The organism is Microbacterium paludicola (assembly GCF_015235415.1).
GTDB lineage: Bacteria > Actinomycetota > Actinomycetes > Actinomycetales > Microbacteriaceae > Microbacterium > Microbacterium paludicola.
Genome location: NZ_JADGLL010000001.1, coordinates 105,091 through 121,799, shown reverse-complemented (window position 1 = coordinate 121,799; position 16,709 = coordinate 105,091). Strand labels below are relative to the sequence as shown.

At 71.9% G+C, this 16,709-nt stretch carries 13 protein-coding genes; 3 read left to right on the top strand and 10 right to left on the bottom strand.

The window, feature by feature from the left end; all coding sequences use genetic code 11:
- Nucleotides 1–21: 21 nt before the first annotated feature.
- The 3 genes from gatB to gatC are packed head-to-tail and all read right to left on the bottom strand — an operon-like array spanning nucleotide 22 to nucleotide 3,367.
- On the bottom strand, nucleotides 22–1,539 hold the full coding sequence (gene gatB / locus IR155_RS00590) for an Asp-tRNA(Asn)/Glu-tRNA(Gln) amidotransferase subunit GatB (RefSeq protein ID WP_135112112.1): 1,518 nt from the start codon (nucleotides 1,537–1,539) through the stop codon (nucleotides 22–24).
- Nucleotides 1,539–3,053, bottom strand: a complete 1,515-nt coding sequence (gatA, locus tag IR155_RS00585) for an Asp-tRNA(Asn)/Glu-tRNA(Gln) amidotransferase subunit GatA (RefSeq protein WP_135112110.1) — start codon at nucleotides 3,051–3,053, stop codon at nucleotides 1,539–1,541. The genes gatB and gatA overlap by 1 nt, the downstream gene beginning before the upstream one ends.
- 14 nt (nucleotides 3,054–3,067) lie before the next feature.
- On the bottom strand, nucleotides 3,068–3,367 hold the full coding sequence (gene gatC / locus IR155_RS00580) for an Asp-tRNA(Asn)/Glu-tRNA(Gln) amidotransferase subunit GatC (protein ID WP_135112108.1): 300 nt from the start codon (nucleotides 3,365–3,367) through the stop codon (nucleotides 3,068–3,070).
- A 59-nt stretch (nucleotides 3,368–3,426) separates the two neighbouring features.
- Between gatC and IR155_RS00575 the strand changes: the two genes are divergently transcribed.
- Together IR155_RS00575 and IR155_RS00570 are read left to right on the top strand one after the other, a co-directional pair.
- Nucleotides 3,427–5,130, top strand: a complete 1,704-nt coding sequence (locus IR155_RS00575) for a long-chain-fatty-acid--CoA ligase (RefSeq protein ID WP_135112106.1) — start codon at nucleotides 3,427–3,429, stop codon at nucleotides 5,128–5,130.
- 61 nt (nucleotides 5,131–5,191) lie between these two features.
- The gene (locus IR155_RS00570; RefSeq protein WP_233441046.1) at nucleotides 5,192–6,976 is read left to right on the top strand and encodes a DEAD/DEAH box helicase; all 1,785 of its coding nucleotides are present in this window, start codon (nucleotides 5,192–5,194) and stop codon (nucleotides 6,974–6,976) included.
- 88 nt (nucleotides 6,977–7,064) lie between these two features.
- On the opposite strand, the gene IR155_RS00565 is transcribed toward IR155_RS00570, so the two are convergent.
- Both IR155_RS00565 and IR155_RS00560 read right to left on the bottom strand, forming a co-directional pair.
- Complete coding sequence (locus tag IR155_RS00565; protein WP_135112104.1) at nucleotides 7,065–8,054, bottom strand: aldo/keto reductase; 990 nt, start codon at nucleotides 8,052–8,054, stop codon at nucleotides 7,065–7,067.
- A gap of 39 nt (nucleotides 8,055–8,093) precedes the next feature.
- A complete protein-coding gene (locus tag IR155_RS00560; protein ID WP_135112102.1) occupies nucleotides 8,094–8,570 on the bottom strand; it encodes an SRPBCC domain-containing protein in 477 nt (158 codons plus the stop codon).
- A gap of 16 nt (nucleotides 8,571–8,586) precedes the next feature.
- Here IR155_RS00560 and IR155_RS00555 point away from each other — a divergent pair, with 16 nt between their 5' ends.
- Nucleotides 8,587–8,919, top strand: coding sequence for an ArsR/SmtB family transcription factor (locus IR155_RS00555; protein ID WP_135112100.1), 333 nt, complete (start codon nucleotides 8,587–8,589; stop codon nucleotides 8,917–8,919).
- A gap of 3 nt (nucleotides 8,920–8,922) precedes the next feature.
- Here IR155_RS00555 and ligA read toward each other — a convergent pair whose 3' ends face one another.
- The 5 genes from ligA to IR155_RS00530 form a co-directional block, all read right to left on the bottom strand.
- Nucleotides 8,923–11,274, bottom strand: a complete 2,352-nt coding sequence (ligA, locus tag IR155_RS00550; protein ID WP_135112098.1) for an NAD-dependent DNA ligase LigA — start codon at nucleotides 11,272–11,274, stop codon at nucleotides 8,923–8,925.
- Between the two features lie 62 nt (nucleotides 11,275–11,336).
- Nucleotides 11,337–12,440 (bottom strand): tRNA 2-thiouridine(34) synthase MnmA, encoded by a 1,104-nt coding sequence (mnmA, locus tag IR155_RS00545; protein ID WP_135112096.1) that lies wholly within the window; start codon nucleotides 12,438–12,440, stop codon nucleotides 11,337–11,339.
- An 81-nt stretch (nucleotides 12,441–12,521) separates the two neighbouring features.
- The gene (locus IR155_RS00540) at nucleotides 12,522–13,685 is read right to left on the bottom strand and encodes a cysteine desulfurase family protein (RefSeq protein WP_135112094.1); all 1,164 of its coding nucleotides are present in this window, start codon (nucleotides 13,683–13,685) and stop codon (nucleotides 12,522–12,524) included.
- Nucleotides 13,686–13,704: 19 nt separating this feature from the next.
- Nucleotides 13,705–14,673, bottom strand: coding sequence for a tetratricopeptide repeat protein (locus IR155_RS00535; protein WP_135112092.1), 969 nt, complete (start codon nucleotides 14,671–14,673; stop codon nucleotides 13,705–13,707).
- Nucleotides 14,674–14,723: 50 nt separating this feature from the next.
- On the bottom strand, nucleotides 14,724–16,652 hold the full coding sequence (locus IR155_RS00530) for a glycosyl transferase (protein WP_135112090.1): 1,929 nt from the start codon (nucleotides 16,650–16,652) through the stop codon (nucleotides 14,724–14,726).
- Between the last annotated feature and the right edge of the window lie 57 nt (nucleotides 16,653–16,709).

Below are 16,709 nucleotides of genomic sequence, written 5' to 3'. Positions count from 1 at the left end.
GGCCACGGTCACGGCGGAGCATCACGCCTGCGCGGCGCGCTCCAGGACGAGTTCGCGGACGCGGGCGGCGTCCGCCTGGCCCTTCATCGCCTTCATCACGGCGCCGATGACGGCGCCGGCTGCCTGCACCTTGCCGTCGCGGATCTTCGCCAGCACGTCGGGCTGCGAGGCGAGGGCCTCGTCGATCGCCGCGATGAGCGCCCCGTCGTCGGAGACGACCGCGAGACCGCGGGCATCCACGACCTCCTGCGGGGTTCCCTCGCCGGCGATGACTCCCTCCAGCACCTGACGCGCGAGCTTGTCGGTCAGGGTGCCCGCGTCGATCAGCTTCTGCAGGGCGGCGACGTTCTCGGGCGACACGAGTGCCGCGGGCTCGCGACCCTCGGCGTTCGCGACGCGCGTGATCTCGCCCGTCCACCACTTGCGGGCGGCGGCGGGGCTCGCGCCGGCGGCGACGGTCGCCTCGACCTCGGCCAGCAGGCCGCCGTTGGCGACATCCTGGAACTCGAGGTCGGTGAAGCCCCAGTCGCCCTTCAGGCGGCGGCGCCGGACGGCCGGCGGCTCGGGCAGCGCGGCGCGAAGCTCCTCGATGAGCTCGATGCTGGGCTCGACGGGAAGCAGGTCGGGCTCCGGGAAGTACCGGTAGTCGTCGGCATCCGACTTCGGGCGACCGGGCGACGTGGTGCCGGTGTCCTCGTGCCAGTGGCGGGTCTCCTGGATGATCGTGCCGCCGTCGGCGAGGATCGCCGCCTGGCGCTGGATCTCGTAGCGGACCGCGCGCTCGACCGAGCGCATCGAGTTGACGTTCTTCGTCTCGGTGCGGGTGCCGAGCTTCTCGGCGCCTCGCGGGCGGAGCGACACGTTCGCGTCGCACCGGATGTTGCCGCGCTCCATGCGCGCCTCCGAGATGCCCAGCCCGATCGCGATGTCGCGGATCGTCGCGAGGTACGCCTTGGCGAGCTCCGGGGCGCGGTGCTCGGCGCCGAGGATGGGCTTCGTGACGATCTCGACAAGCGGCACGCCGGCGCGGTTGTAGTCGACGAGCGAGTACTCGGCGCCCTGGATGCGCCCGGTGGCGCCGCCGACGTGCGTGAGCTTTCCGGCGTCCTCCTCCATGTGCGCGCGCTCGATCGGCACGGTCACGATGGTGCCGTCCGACAGCTCGACCTCGACCGATCCCTCGAAGGCGATCGGCTCGTCGTACTGGCTGATCTGGTAGTTCTTGCCGAGGTCCGGGTAGAAGTAGTTCTTCCGTGCGAAGCGGCTCGAGGGCGCGATCGAGCAGCCGAGCGCGAGGCCGAGGCTGATCGACGAGCGGATCGCCTCCGCGTTCACGGTCGGCATCGAGCCGGGAAGGCCCATGTCGACCGGGGCGACGAGCGTGTTCGGCGCAGCGTCGTGGTTGTCCGCGTGGGCGGGGTTTGCCGCCGGCGAGAACATCTTCGTCCGGGTGTTCAGCTCGACGTGAACCTCGAGACCGATGACCGGCTCGAACAGCTCCAGCGCCTTGTCGAAGTCCATCAGCTTCGCGGTCGCCATCAGCGGGTCCCTCCCAGCAGTGCGGGGGCGCGGTCAAGCAGCAGGCCGCCCCAGTCGTCGACGAGCAGCGCCTCGAGCGCGGCGCCCACGCGGTACAGGCGCGCGTCCTCGCGGGCGGGGGCCAGGAACTGGATGCCCACGGGCAGACCGTCCTCCTCGGCGAGACCGGACGGCACCGAGATGCCGGGCACGCCGGCGAGGTTCGCCGGGATCGTCGTGAGGTCGTTGAGGTACATCGACAGCGGGTCGTCGATCTTCTCGCCGATCTTGAACGCCGTCGTCGGCGCGGACGGCGTCGCGATGACGTCCACCGACGCGAAGGCCTGGTCGAAGTCGCGCTGGATGAGCGTGCGCACCTTCTGCGCGCTGCCGTAGTACGCGTCGTAGTAGCCCGCCGACAGCGCGTAGGTGCCGAGGATGATGCGGCGCTTCACCTCGGGACCGAAGCCCGCGTCGCGCGTGGCCGACATGACGTCCTCGACCGTGCCGCCCGGCACGTCGACGCGAAGGCCGAAGCGCACCGAGTCGAACTTCGCGAGGTTGCTCGACGCCTCCGCGGGGAGGATCAGGTAGTACGCCGCCACGGCGTACTCGAAGTGCGGCGCGCTGATCTCCACGATCTCGGCGCCCTGCGCCTCAAGCTTCGCCAGCGCGTCGCGGAACGACGAGGCGACACCGGCCTGGAACCCGCTGTCGGGAAGCTCCTTGACGACGCCGACCTTGAGGCCCTTCAGCACATCGCCGCGCGCGCCCTCTCGGGCCGCCTCGGCGAACGAGGGCCACGGGTCGGCGATCGAGGTCGCGTCGTGGATGTCGTGTCCGGCGACCACGTCGTGCAGCAGGCCCGCGTCGAGCACCGTGCGGGTCACGGGGCCGACCTGGTCGAGGCTCGACGCCAGCGCGATCGCACCGTAGCGGCTGACGCCGCCGTAGGTGGGCTTGACGCCGACCGTGCCGGTGACGTGCGCGGGCTGGCGGATCGAGCCGCCCGTGTCCGAGCCGAGGGCGAGAGGCGCCTCGAACGCGGCGACGGCCGCGGCCGAGCCGCCGCCCGAGCCGCCGGGGATCCGGTCGAGGTCCCACGGGTTGCGCGTGGGACCGTACGCGGAGTGCTCGGTGGACGAGCCCATCGCGAACTCGTCCATGTTGGTCTTGCCGAGCGGCACCAGATCCGCCGCGCGCGAGCGCGCGACGACCGTGGCGTCGAAGGGCGACATGTACCCCTCGAGGATCTTCGACCCGGAGGTCGAGGGCATGTCGGTCGTGACAAGCACGTCCTTGATCGCGAGCGGCACGCCCGCGACCGGGCCGAGCTGCTCGCCGCCCGCGCGGCGGCGGTCCACGTCGGCCGCGACGTCGAGAGCGTGGTCCGAGACGTGGAGGAAGGCGTGGACGTCGCCGTCGACGGCGGCGATGCGGTCGAGGTGGGCCTGCGTGGCCTCGACGCTGGAGATCTCGCGCGAGGCGAGCTTGGCGGCCAGATCGGCCGCGCTCAGGCGGGTGATGTCTGTCACAGCTCGTCGCGTCCTTACTCTTCTTCGCCGAGGATCGCGGTCACGCGGAAGCGCGAGCCGTCGGCATCGGGCGCATTCTGCAGTGCCTGCGCGGTGGTGAGCGTCTCCGCCACCTCGTCGGGGCGGAAGACGTTCTGCATCGGGATGGGGTGGCTCGTGGCGGGGACGTCGGGGGTGGCGACCTGCGCGACCTTGGCGATGTTGTCGACGATCGCGTCGAGCTCGGAGGTCAAGCTGGTCACCTCCTCGTCGCTCAGCTGGATCCGGGCGAGCACACCGAGATGGCGCACGAGATCAGGGGTGATTTCAGACACCCCCAGAGTCTACGTGGTGACGCTCTGCCGTCCCGAGCCGTCACGCCTAGGCTGGTCGCGTGACGACCTTCGATCCGCCGCGCCCCTGGGTGAGCAGCTATGCCGCTGGAGTCCCCACCGACCTCGACGAGATCAGCGGGTCGCTTCCCGACCTCGTCGCCGCCTCCGGGCGCGAGTTCGCCGACGCGCCGGCGCTGCAGTTCTTCGGCCGCACAACGAGCTACGCCGATCTGAACGCGGCGATCGATCGCGCTGCTGCCGGCCTCCACGCGCGGGGCGTGCGCAAAGGCGATCCGGTCGCGATCATCCTTCCCAACTGCCCGCAGCACATCATCGCGTTCTACGCGATCCTGCGCCTCGGTGCCGTCGTGGTCGAGCACAACCCGCTCTACACGCCGCGCGAGCTGCGCAAGCAGTTCGAGGACCACGGCGCGAAGCACGCGATCGTGTGGAGCAAGGTCGTCGGGACCGTGCAGCAGTTCCCGGCCGACCTCGCCGTGAAGAACCTGATCTCTGTGGACGTGACCCGCGCGATGCCGCTGCCCATGCGCGCAGCGCTGCGCCTGCCGATCCCCAAGGCCCGCGAGTCGCGGGCGCAGCTGACCGAGCGGGTCCACGGCGTGCCGCAGTGGGAGGAGCTGCTGCGGGCCGCTCCCCTGCCTGCCTCGCATCCCGGCCCGGCGACCGACGACCTGGCGATCATCCAGTACACGTCGGGCACCACCGGCACGCCGAAGGGGGCGGCGCTCACGCACCGGAACCTGCTCGCGAACGCCGCGCAGGCCCGCGCCTGGGTGCCGACCATCACGCGCGGCCGCGGCACGAACGTGTACGCCGTGCTGCCCATGTTCCACGCGTACGGCCTGACGCTGTGCCTCACCTTCGCGATGTCGATGGGCGCGCGGCTCGTGCTGTTCCCGAAGTTCGACCCCGACATGGTGCTCGACGTCGTGAAGAAGCACCCGGCGACGTTCCTGCCGCTCGTTCCTCCCATCGCCGAGCGCCTGCTCAAGCGGGCGAAGGAGCGCGGAGTGTCGCTGGCGGGCACCGAGATCGCGATCTCCGGTGCCATGGCGCTGTCCGCCGACCTCGTCGAGCCCTTCGAGGCCGAGTCGGGCGGCTTCCTCGTCGAGGGCTACGGCCTCAGCGAGTGCTCGCCCGTGCTGATGGCGAACCCGGTCGCCTCCCACCGTGTCGCCGGATCGGTGGGCCTGCCGCTGCCGGGCACCGAGTGCCGCGTGGTCGACCCGGATGAGCCGACGCGCGACGTGGAGCAGGGTCAGCCGGGTGAGCTCATCGTGCGGGGCCCGCAGGTGTTCGGCGGCTACTACGGCAAGCGCGAGGAGACCGAGGAGGTGTTCGTCGACGGCTGGTTCCGCACCGGCGACATCGTCACGATCGACGACGCCGGGTTCGTCCGGATCGTGGACCGGATCAAGGAGCTCATCATCACGGGCGGCTTCAACGTCGCGCCCACCGAGGTCGAGACCGCCCTGCGGCAGTACCCCGGCATCGCCGACGCCGCGGTCGTCGGCCTGCCGAACGCGCGCAGTGGCGAGGAGGTCGTCGCCGCGATCGTCACCGACGGGAGCGCCGAGATCGACGTGGAGGCGGTGCGCACGCACGTGCGCGACACCCTCACCCCGTACAAGGTCCCCCGCCGCATCTTCATCGTCGACGAGCTTCCCAAGTCGATGATCGGCAAGGTGCTGCGCCGGCAGGTGAAGGAGCAGATCCTCCAGCTCACCGCCGGCGCGTCCTGATCAGCGGGCGCCCGGTCGGCGAGTCAGGCGTACTGACAGGGGCAGGGGCTACCGTGGCCACGTGCCTATTGAAGATGACACTCTGACCGAGACCGCTGCCACCCCCGGCTTCGAGGAGCTCGGGATCACCGGATCCGTCCTGTCCGCGATCCGCGACCTCGGTTACGAGACCCCCTCCCCGATCCAGCAGGCGACGATCCCGACGCTGCTGAGCGGGCGCGACGTGGTGGGCATGGCGCAGACCGGCACGGGCAAGACCGCGGCGTTCGCGCTGCCGATCCTGCAGCGACTCGACGTCAACCGCAAGGTGCCGCAGGCCCTCGTCCTGGCCCCCACCCGCGAGCTCGCGCTGCAGGTGGCCGAGGCCTTCGAGTCGTACGCGGCGCAGATGCCCGACGTGCGCCTGCTTCCCGTCTACGGCGGCCAGGGCTACGGCGTGCAGCTGTCCGCGCTGCGCCGCGGCGTCCAGATCGTCGTGGGCACCCCCGGCCGCGTGATGGACCACCTCGCCAAGGGCACGCTCGACCTGTCGGAGCTCGACTACCTCGTGCTCGACGAGGCGGACGAGATGCTGAAGATGGGCTTCGCCGAGGACGTCGAGCAGATCCTGTCGCAGACGCCCGAGGAGAAGCAGGTCGCGCTGTTCTCGGCGACCATGCCGGCGCAGATCCGCCGGATCGCGCAGCAGTACCTGCGCGACCCGCAGGAGATCTCGGTCAAGTCGAAGACCGCGACGAACGCCAACATCACCCAGCGCTACCTCGTCGTGTCGTACTCGCAGAAGGTGGATGCCCTCACGCGCATCCTCGAGGTCGAGAACTTCGACGGGATGATCGTCTTCGTCCGCACGAAGAACGAGACCGAGACGCTGGCCGAGAAGCTGCGCGCCCGCGGCTATTCCGCCGCGGCGATCAACGGCGACATCCCCCAGAACCTGCGCGAGCGCACGGTGAACCAGCTCAAGGAGGCGAAGCTCGACATCCTCGTCGCCACTGACGTCGCCGCCCGCGGCCTCGACGTCGAGCGCATCAGCCACGTCGTCAACTTCGACATCCCGACCGACACCGAGTCGTACGTGCACCGCATCGGCCGCACCGGCCGCGCGGGCCGCACGGGCGACGCGATCAGCTTCATCACCCCGCGTGAGCGCTACCTCCTCGGCCACATCGAGAAGGCGACGCGTCAGCAGCCCACCCAGATGCAGCTGCCCACGGCCGAGGACGTCAACAGCACGCGCCTCGCCCGGTTCGACGACGCGATCACCGAGGCGCTGCAGGACACCGGCCGGCTCGACGCGTACCGCGACGTGATCGCCCACTACGTGCGCAACCACGACGTGCCCGAGGTGGACGTCGCCGCCGCGCTGGCGATCGTCGCCCAGGGCGACAAGCCGCTGCTCATCGAGGCCGAGAACGACCAGCTCGCCGCCGCGGTCGCCGCCGACAACAGGCCCCCGCGCGAGCGCACCGGATCGGATCGCGGCGCCCGGGAGGACCGGCCCCCGCGCCGCGGACGCGGCGACTACGAGCCGTACCGCATCGAGGTCGGGCGTCGTCACCGCGTCGAGCCCCGTCAGATCGTCGGCGCGCTGGCGAACGAGGGCGGCCTCGGCCGCGACGACTTCGGGGCCATCCAGATCCGCCCCGACTTCTCGATCGTCGAGCTGCCCGCGAACCTCGACCGCCGGGTGCTCGAGAAGCTGCGCGACACCCGCATCTCGGGCAAGCTCATCGAGATCGCCCCGGATCGCGGCCCCCGCGGGCGGCGCCCCTCGCGCGACGGCGACGCGCGCGGTCAGGACCGCGACGACCGCGGGCCCCGCAAGCCCCGCCACCGTAAGGACTGACGGCGCCTCGCCTCGCGAGGAGATCCGCGTTCCTGAGGAGGTTTCGGACTGAATCCTCCTCAGGAGCGCGGATCTCCTCGTTTCGGGCTTACCAGCGGTCGTGCACCAGCGGGCGGATGGCCTCGTCGTACAGGTCGCGCACCGCGTCGAGGAAGTCCTGCGGCAGCGGCCCGACCTCACCGGCCGCGGCATTCGCGCGAGCCTGCTCCGGGTTCCGCGCGCCGGGGATGACCGTGGTCACTCCGGGCTGCTGCGCGACCCACGCGAGGGCCGCGGTGGCCGGCTCGAGGCCCGCCTCGCGCGCGAGCGCGGAGAAGCGCTGCGCCGCGTCGACGCCCGTCTCGTAGTCGACGCCCGAGAACGTCTCGCCCACGTCGAATGCCGACCCGTCGCGGTTGTAGTTGCGGTGGTCGTTCTCCGCGAACGTCGTCTCCCGCGTGTAGCGGCCGCTCAGCAGCCCGCTCGCGAGCGGCACGCGCGCGATGATGCCGACGCCCGCGGCGATCGCCGCCGGAAGCACCTCCTCGAGCGGCTTGCGACGGAACGCGTTCAGGATGATCTGCACGCTCGCCACGCCGGGGCGCTCGATGGCGCGCAGGGCCTCGGCGACGGTCTCGACGCTCACGCCGTAGTTCGCGATGGCGCCGTCCGCCACCAGGGTGTCGAGGTCGTCGAATACGCGGTCGGTCTCGTACACGTCGCTCGTGGGGCAGTGAAGCTGCACGAGGTCGAGCGTGTCGACGCCCAGGTTCCGGCGGGAGCGGTCGGTCCAGGCGCGGAAGTTCTCGAGCGTCGCGTGCGCCAGATCCGGGGCGTCCGCCCGGCGGATCATCTTGGTCGCGACGAACACACCGGAGTCGGGGTTGGCGCGCAGCCACTCCCCGATCGTCTGCTCGCTGCGGCCGTCGCCGTAGACATCCGCGGTGTCGAAGATCGTGACGCCGGACGAGTGGGCGGCGTCGAGCACGGCGAACGCGTCGCTCTGCGCGACATCGCCCCAATCCGCGCCGAGCTGCCAGGTTCCGAGGCCGATCGTCGAGACGTCGCGGCCGGTGCGGCCGAGGGTGCGCGGTTCCATGTCTCCGAGCCTATTCGGCCACCCGCGCCGGCGCGCCGCTCAGCGGTAGAACCCCTCGCGCAGGTTGATGCCGTGCTCGACCCAGGCCTTCAGCGCGGCGAGCATCCCGGTCCAGCCCTCGCAGTTGCCGAACGCGCTCTTCGCGCCGGCCGCCGTCGCCGCCCAGGCCTCCTCCGTGATCGTGACGAGGGTGCGCGTGCCGTCATCGATCGACGCGAACTCGAAGGTCGTGCGCGTTGTGCCGCGGCCCCCGGCCGTCTCTGCGCCATCCCATTCGATGACGATCCGGTTCGGGGCTTGTGCCTCGACCACCGTGACCGGAAACGCGCCGGGGAAGTCGGCGAAGTCCCACGTGACATCCGCGCCGGCCTCGAGCCGCCCGCGCGCCCCTCCGGTCGTGAAGTAGCGGGAGAGCTGGCCGGGATCGGCGACCGCCTCGTACACGTCGGCGACGGGGCGCGACACGCGACCCGAGACGGTGAAGCGCAGCTCGGACAGGGGCTCGGTGTCGTTCATGTGATATTTTTACAACATGTCTGATGCGCCACGCAAGAGCGATGACGCCGATGACGAGCGGGTGTTCAAGGCCCTGGCATCGTCGACGCGGCGGCGCATGCTCGACGTGCTCCGGGAGGGGCCGTGCTCGACGGGCGAGCTGTGCGGCAGATTCCCGGAGCTCGACCGGACGACGGCACTGCAGCATCTGAGGGTGCTCGAGCGCGCCGAGCTCGTGATCGGCCACCGCGTCGGCCGCGAGCGGCGTCTGACGCTCGCTCCCCTGCCGATCAAGCGCATCCATGACCGGTGGATCGGCGAGTACGCGCGCGCCGCCGTGGAGCTGCTCGACGAGCTCGATGGGCTGTGAGCGTCAGCCGGCGTCGGCCTCGGCGGCCGGCGGCAGTGCGCCGGGCCCCTCGGTGACGAGGATGTGGAACTGCGCCGCGTCGAGGATGCGGACGCCGAGGTGCTCGGCCTTGGCGAGCTTCGAGCCCGCGCCGGGCCCCGCCGCGACGAAGTCGGTCTTCTTGGAGACGCTCGAGGCCGCCTTTCCGCCGGCCTTCATGATCGCCTCCTGCGCACCCTCGCGGCTGTAGCCCTCGAGCGAGCCCGTCGCCACGACCGTGAGCCCGTCGAGGACGCCGCCCCCGGCCGACGCGGCGCCGGGACCGGGATGCCCCGGGGTCTCGAACCTCACGCCCGCCGCGCGCCAGCGGTCGAGGATCTCGATGTGCCAGTCGACCTCGAACCACTCGAGCAGCGAGTCGGCGATGATCGGCCCGACGCCCTCGACGCCGGCGAGCTCCTCGCGCGAGGCTGCGCGGATCGCGTCGAGCGACCCGAAGTACGTCGCCAGCGCGCGGGCGGCGACGGGGCCGACGTGCCGGATGTTGAGCGACACCAGCAGGCGCCACAGATCCTTCGTCTTCGCCTTCTCGAGCTCGTCGATCAGCTTCAGCGCCTGCGAGGACGGCTGCGGTCCCTCCCTGCCCTCCTTCCGCTCGGCGGCTGTCGGGTTGCGGCGGAACGGCGCGCGGCGCACGTACTCGCCGGTCTTCTCGTCGACGCGACGCTCGCCCGTCTCGGCGTCGCGCACCACGACCTCGATGGGAACGATCTGGTCGAGCGTGAGGTCGAACAGCGCGGCCTCGGTGTGAAGCGGCGGATCGGCCGGCACATCCGGCTGCGTGAGCGCCGCCGCCGTGACCTCGCCGAGGGCCTCGATGTCGAGGGCGCCGCGGGACCCGATGTGCTCGACGCGGCCGCGCACCTGCGCGGGGCAGTCCTTCGCGTTCGGGCAGCGGAGGTCGATGTCGCCCTCCTTCATCGGGCGCAGCGGCGTGCCGCACTCGGGGCACTCCGCCGGCATCACGAACGCGCGTTCGGTGCCGTCGCGCTTGTCGACCACCGGTCCGAGCACCTCCGGGATCACGTCGCCCGCCTTGCGCAGCACCACCGTGTCGCCGATCAGCACGCCCTTCGCCTTCACGACGTCCTGGTTGTGAAGGGTCGCCTGCCGCACGACGGATCCGGCCACGTGGGCGGGCTCCATCACGGCGTAGGGCGTCGCCCGACCGGTGCGGCCGACGGACACGACGATGTCGAGCAGCCGCGTGTGCACCTCCTCGGGCGGGTACTTGTACGCGATCGCCCACCGCGGTGCGCGGCTGGTGGCGCCGAGCTCGTCGTGGAGCGCGAGCTCGTCGACCTTGACCACGATGCCGTCGAGCTCGTGCTCGACCGAGTGGCGGTGCTCGCCGTAGTACTCGACGAAGGCGAGCACCTCGTCGATCGAGGCGCACACCTTCGGGTGCGGGCTGATCGGCAGACCCCACTCCTTGAGCAGCGCATAGACCTCGCTCTGGGCCTCGACCGGCGGGTTCTGCCACGCTCCGATGCCGTGCACGTAGAGGCGCAGCGATCCGACGCGAGCCAGGGCTGCCTCGAGTTCGAGGCCCGACTTCTTCTCGATCTGCTGGCGCAGGCCGCCGCTCGCGGCGTTGCGGGGGTTCGCGAAGGCGGGGAACCGGCGCACGGCCGACAGCAGCGCCTTGTCCTCGTCGAACGGGCGCCCGCGCGACTCGGCGCGCTCTCGGCCCTCGGCCACGGCGCGGTCTCGCAGGTCGGCCTGCAGCGCGTTCAGCTTCTCGAAGGCCTCGACGGGGATGAACACCTCGCCCCGCACCTCCACGATGCGGGGATGCCCCTCCCCCGCGAGGCGCTCGGGGATGTCGGCGAGGCGCAGCGCGTTCTCCGTCACGATCTCGCCCACGCGGCCGTCGCCGCGCGTCGCGGCGGACGTCAGCACGCCGTTCTCGTAGCGCAGGTTGATCGCCAGGCCGTCGATCTTCAGCTCGGTGAGCCACGCGACCCGCCGGCCCGCGGCGTCCTGCGCCTTCGTCGCCCACTCGCGCAGCTCGTCGATCGAGAACACGTTGTCGAGGCTGAGCATGCGCTCGGCGTGCTCGATGGTCGCCAGGGTCGTGCCCTCGGCCGCGCCCACCATCTGCGTCGGCGAGTCCTGACCCGCCAGCTCGGGATGCGCGCGCTCGATCGCCTCGAGACGCCGCATCCACCCGTCGTACGTCGCGTCGTCCACCAGCGAGGTGTCGCGCCCGTAGTACGCGTCCTTCGCCTCGAGGATCCGCTCGGTCAGCTCTCGCGCCTCGGCGCGCGCCTCGTCGAGGGTCAGATCGGGAAGGTCACGCGCGTCGTCAGCCACGCCCCAAGTCTACGAAGGGGGTGGGACATCCCCCGGGGCTTGCCGACCACAGACCGGACGGGCTAGACGCCCGCGGGAACGGCCGACACCGTGCGGTCGATCGTGCACTGGCCGATCACGCGCGTGTGGTCGTAGATGACGGCCGTCTGGCCGGGCGCGACGCCGTGCAGCGGGTCATCCGGCGTCACGACCAGCTCGCCGTCGCGCACCACGGCCACGGCGGGAACCGGATCCGCGTGCGCCCGCACCTGGACGTCGCACCGGAAGGGGGTGGTCGCGTCGAGCGGCGCGGCACCGGCCCACGTGAAGCGGCCGCCGGCGAGCTCGCCGATCGCGAGGGCCTCCTTCGGCCCGACCACCACGGTGTTCGTCACGGGCCGCACCTCCAGCACGAAGCGCGGCTTCCCATCCGGCGCCGGAACGCCAAGACGCAGCCCCTTGCGCTGTCCCACCGTGAACGCGTGCGCGCCGTCATGGGAGCCCACAACCGCGCCCTCCCGGTCGAGGATCTCGCCCGGCGCGGTGCCGACCTTGTCGGCGAGCCACCCGCGCGTGTCGCCGTCCGGGATGAAGCAGATGTCGTAGCTGTCGGGCTTCTTCGCCACCGTGAAGCCGCGCGCCTCGGCCTCGGCGCGCACGAGCGCCTTGGACGGCGTCTCACCGAGCGGGAAGTACGTGTGCGCGAGCTGCTCGGCCGTCAGCACGCCGAGCACGTACGACTGATCCTTGGCCTCCTCGCTGGAGCGGTGAAGCTCGAGCCCGCGCTCGCCGTCGCGCAGGATCGCGTAGTGACCGGTGCAGACGGCGTCGAAGCCGAGCTCGAGTGCCCGCTCGAGGAGCGCGGCGAACTTGATCTTCTCGTTGCAGCGCATGCAGGGGTTGGGCGTGCGACCCGCCTGGTACTCGGCGACGAAGTCGTCGATCACGTCGTCGCGGAACCGCTCGGAGAAGTCCCACACGTAGAACGGGATGCCCAGCTTGTCGGCGACGCGGCGGGCATCCATCGCGTCCTCGATCGTGCAGCAGCCGCGGCTGCCGGTGCGCAGCGTGCCGCCCGCGCGGGACAGCGCGAGGTGAACGCCCACAACCTCGTGCCCCGCGTCGACCGCGCGCGCCGCGGCCACGGCGGAGTCGACTCCACCGCTCATCGCCGCCAGGATCCGCATCGTCCCAGTCTACGAAGGCACCGCTGGACGAGGGCCGGATGATCGCCTCGGCTCGCTCCGGCCGCTCAGCAACCGTGCGGATCAGCGGTGCGCGGCCTGGCGATATGCGTCCGGCAGGGCGGCGAGCAGCGCGTCGACGTGCCCCTCGGTCGTCGTGCGTCCGAGCGTGATCCGCAGCACCTGTCGCGCCGCGCGCTCGTCGTATCCCATCGCCATCACAACGTGCGACGGTTCCGGAACCCCGGCCTGGCACGCGGACCCGGTGGACACCGCGATCCCCGCCCGATCGAGCAGGTAGAGCAGCGACTCACCCGGCGCACCCGGCAGATGCAGGTGGACGTTGCCGGGCAGCCGGTCGACAGGATCTCCGAGCAGGATGGCCTCCGGCACGCCGGCGCGGACGCCCGCGATGAGGCGGTCGCGCAGGCCGGACAGCCGCCTCGTCTCCGCCGCGCGTTCCCGTTCCGCCAGCTCGGCCGCGACCGCCAGCGCCACCGCGCCCGGGACATCCTGTGTACCCGCCCGCAGCGTCCGCTGCTGCCCGCCGCCGTGGAGCAGTGCGGTCGGCGCGGCGTCGCGGGAGACGACGAGCGCCCCCGTGCCGACGGGTGCGCCGATCTTGTGCCCCGACACGCTGAGCGCGACGAGCCCGACGGATCCGGATGCCCCGCCCCGCCAGCGACGGAAGGTCACCGGCACGTGCCCGAACGCGGCGACCGCGTCCACGTGCAGCGGCACTCCGCGCTGAGCCGCGATGGCCGCCAGCGTCGCGACATCGTTGACCGTCCCCGCCTCGTTGTTCGCCGCGAGCGCCGTCGCCAGCGCGGTGCCCTCGTCCAGGGCCTCCGCGAAGCGATCGGGCAGGATGCGCGCGGTCGCCCCGAGCGGGACGGGAACGACCCGCGCGGCCTCGTGAGCGCTCAGCCACTCGACGGCGTCGAGCGTGGCGTGATGCTCCCCGTCGGGCAGCACGATCGCGTCCGTCCCCGACGGCCGCGCCCACCACAGCCCCTTGAGCGCGAGGTTGACCGCCTCGGTGCCGCCCGAGGTGAAGACGACCTCGATCGGCTGGCAGTCGAGCACGCCCGCGAGGCGCTCGCGGGCGTCCTCCAGCAGGCGCCGCGCGGTCTGCCCCGCCCCGTGGATGGACGAGGCGTTGCCGACGACCTGCGACGCCTCGAGCCACGCGTCGCGCGCCTCGGTGCGCAGGGGCGCGGTCGCGGCGTGGTCGAGGTAGATGGTCACGGCCGAGACCCGGCGGCGATCAGAAGAGCAGCGAGGTCAGCTGCCCGCGGGCGCGGACGACGCGCGGGTCGGCGGCGCCGACGAGGCCGAACAGCTCCACGAGCCGCTCCCGCACGGGCGCGCGCTCCTCCGACGGCAGCGAGGCGAACAGCTCGAGCAGACGGTCGAACGCGTCGTCCACGTGGCCACCCGCGATGTCGAGATCGGCGACGACGAGCTGCGCATCCACGTCCCGCGGCGCGTCGGCGGCCGCCTGACGGGCGGCCTGCAGATCGACACCCTGCACGCGGGCGAGCAGGCTCACCTGCGCGAGACCCGCCTTGGCGTCCTCGTCGCGCGGGTTCTCCTTCAGCGCCTGCTCGTATGCCGTGATCGCGCGGGGGTAGTCGCCCGCCTCGATCGCCGCGAACGCCTCGGCGTGCAGCGGCGGCATCGGCGGTTCGGCCGGCGCCTCTGCGGGTGCGCCCTCCACGGGCACCGTCCCGGTCACGCCGTTCTGCGCGGCGAGCTGCAGCAGCTGGTCGAAGACCTGACGCACCTGCTCCTCGGGCACGGCACCGGTGAACAGCGGAACCGGCTGGCCGGCCACGAGCGCGACGACCATCGGGATCGACTGGGCGCGGAACGCCTGCTGCAGCTGCGGGTTCGCGTCGACGTCGACCTTCGCGAGCACAAGGCGCCCCGCGAGCTCGGTGACGACCTTCTCGAGCACGGGGCTCAGCTGCTTGCACGGCCCGCACCACTCGGCCCAGAGGTCGACGACCACCGGCACCTGCCGGGAGAGCTCGAGCACCTCGCCGAACGTGGCGTCGGTGACGTCGAACACGAGCGGCAGCGCACCCTGCGGCGCGGCGCCCGCGGCGCCCGGCTGGGCGGGAGCGGAGCCGCCGGCGGCCGGCTGCGCGGGCGCGGGCCGGTTGCGCAGCGAGGACAGGTCCACCGCCCCGCGCAGGGCAGCGGCGTTCAGCGTGGAGGAGGCGTCAGCCATCGGTCACCTTTCGACGGATCCGTTCGATGCAACGATCAACCGGTCTCGGATCATTCCTCGCGGATCTCCGCGGTGCGCAGCCCCGAGGAGTAGCCGAGCAGTCGGATCTGCTCGGGCGAGCCCTGGGCCGGCACCGCGAAGAACAGCTGGTTGGTCGCGGTCTCGACGACGGGGGTGGATGAGGTCTCCTCGCCGACGAGCGCGACCACGCCCTTGTTGCCAGGGAACTTGACGACGACGCCCTCATCTGTCGGGGCCGTCACGATGCGCGTGTCCACCGTCACCGCGACGATGGCCCCGCTCTCGAGCGTCGCGAGGGCCGTCGGATCCGACGGGCCCACACCCTGCTCGAACGTCATCTCGCCCGTCTCCGCGCCGGTCTCCCGGAACTTCGACAGCGTCTCCGCGCGCGCGTCCTCGAGCGCGACCCGGAAGCTGTCGCTCTCGAGGTCGAACAACGGTGCGAACTTGCTCTTCTCGCCGTGGGCCAGGACGTCCGCGTAGGCGGCGGGAAGCTCGGCCGGTGCGATCGCCAGGAACGACGAGTCCGGCGGAACCAGCGCCGCGCCGAGCCACCAGGGCGCGAGCTTCGGGAGCTCCGCGGCCGCTTCGAGGCTCGCCACGGTCGTCACCTTGTACTTCGCCCACGGGTCCGCCTGCGTGATGTTCATGATCGTCGGGGGGGCCTGCTCACCCTCGGCCGTCGCCTCGCCCTCGACGACGAGCATCGCCGAGCGGGGCCACTCGTCGAATGCCTGGGGCAGGATGATCCGCACGCTGTCGCCGGGGATCGGCAGCGGCGCGGGATAGTCCTCGACGTCGCCGCGGATGCGGTAGTTGACCTCGCGCATCGTCAGGGCGATGCCGTCGAGGCGGGTCTTCGCGAGGTCGAGATCGCGGTCGGCATCCGCCTTCTCCACGGTCGCGGCGATGTCCTCGGCGATCCGCACCGCCTGCGCGTCGGTCAGCGCGGGAGCCTGCTGGTTCTCCGGTGCGACGACCGTCTCGGTGGGCGTCGGCGTGGGCGTGGAGCCGAACTGCGGCCACGCGTCGGGCGAGCAGCCGGTGAGAAGCGCCGCCGTCAGCCCGAACACGGGTACAGCGAGCAGGGCGCGCCGACCGCCACGGCGACTGCTGCCACCGGGCGCCTCGTCTTCGCCGTTCTTCTCCGGCGCATCCGACGACGCGTCGGGGTTGTCGGCGGCGTCGGCCCCCTCCGCGGCCTCGTCGCTCGATGCGGCGTCGGGCCCGGCGGTCAGCTCCTTGCGCGGCTCCGCGGCCGCGACCGCGCCGCGCCGGCGACCCGCCCCGAGCGCGCGGCGCCGCGGCTCGGCCTGGACGCTGCCCTTGCGGCGGGGTCCGCGCGAGCGACGGACGTGACGGATCCCGAGGACCCACAGGATGACCCCGAGCAGCAGGATCAGCGCGCCGGCGACGATCAGCGGGCCGGCCCATGGCGTCGCGTTGGAGATCGGCCAGACGATCGAGATGTCTGTCGGCGCCGGTGCGTGGCCGTCGGAGGCGAGGAGGACGCTGACGTCCTCGGGAAGCTGAAGCGGCGTGCTGAGCGACCCCTCGGCGGTGCGCTCCTCGAGCCACAGATCCGATCCCGCGGGGTTGCGGCCCGGATACACGTCGCCCTCCCACGAGGGCTCCGCGGCGGGCACCGACTCGGCGACGGCCTCGCCGTCGTCATCCAGCGTCACGTGCGTGTACGGCGCGTCGGACAGCCAGGCCTCCAGGTCGGCGGTGCGGCTGTACGCGAGGTAGATCTGCTCGGAGCCCTCGACCTTGAGCGTCTGCGTGCCGGAGTGGGCGCGGAACACCTCCGCATCGATCAGCGTGTACGGCTGATCCTCCTGGACATCGACCTGCATCGTGGCCGTGTCCGGCCCCAGAAACACGGTGCGCTGGGCGATTCCGGCGCCGATCAGCGCGGCCGCGAGCACGAAGGCGATGACCGCCCAGACGAAACGCACGAATCCGACTCCTAACAGACCCGCTCATCGGTACGGCGGATCTCGGCACTCGACTTT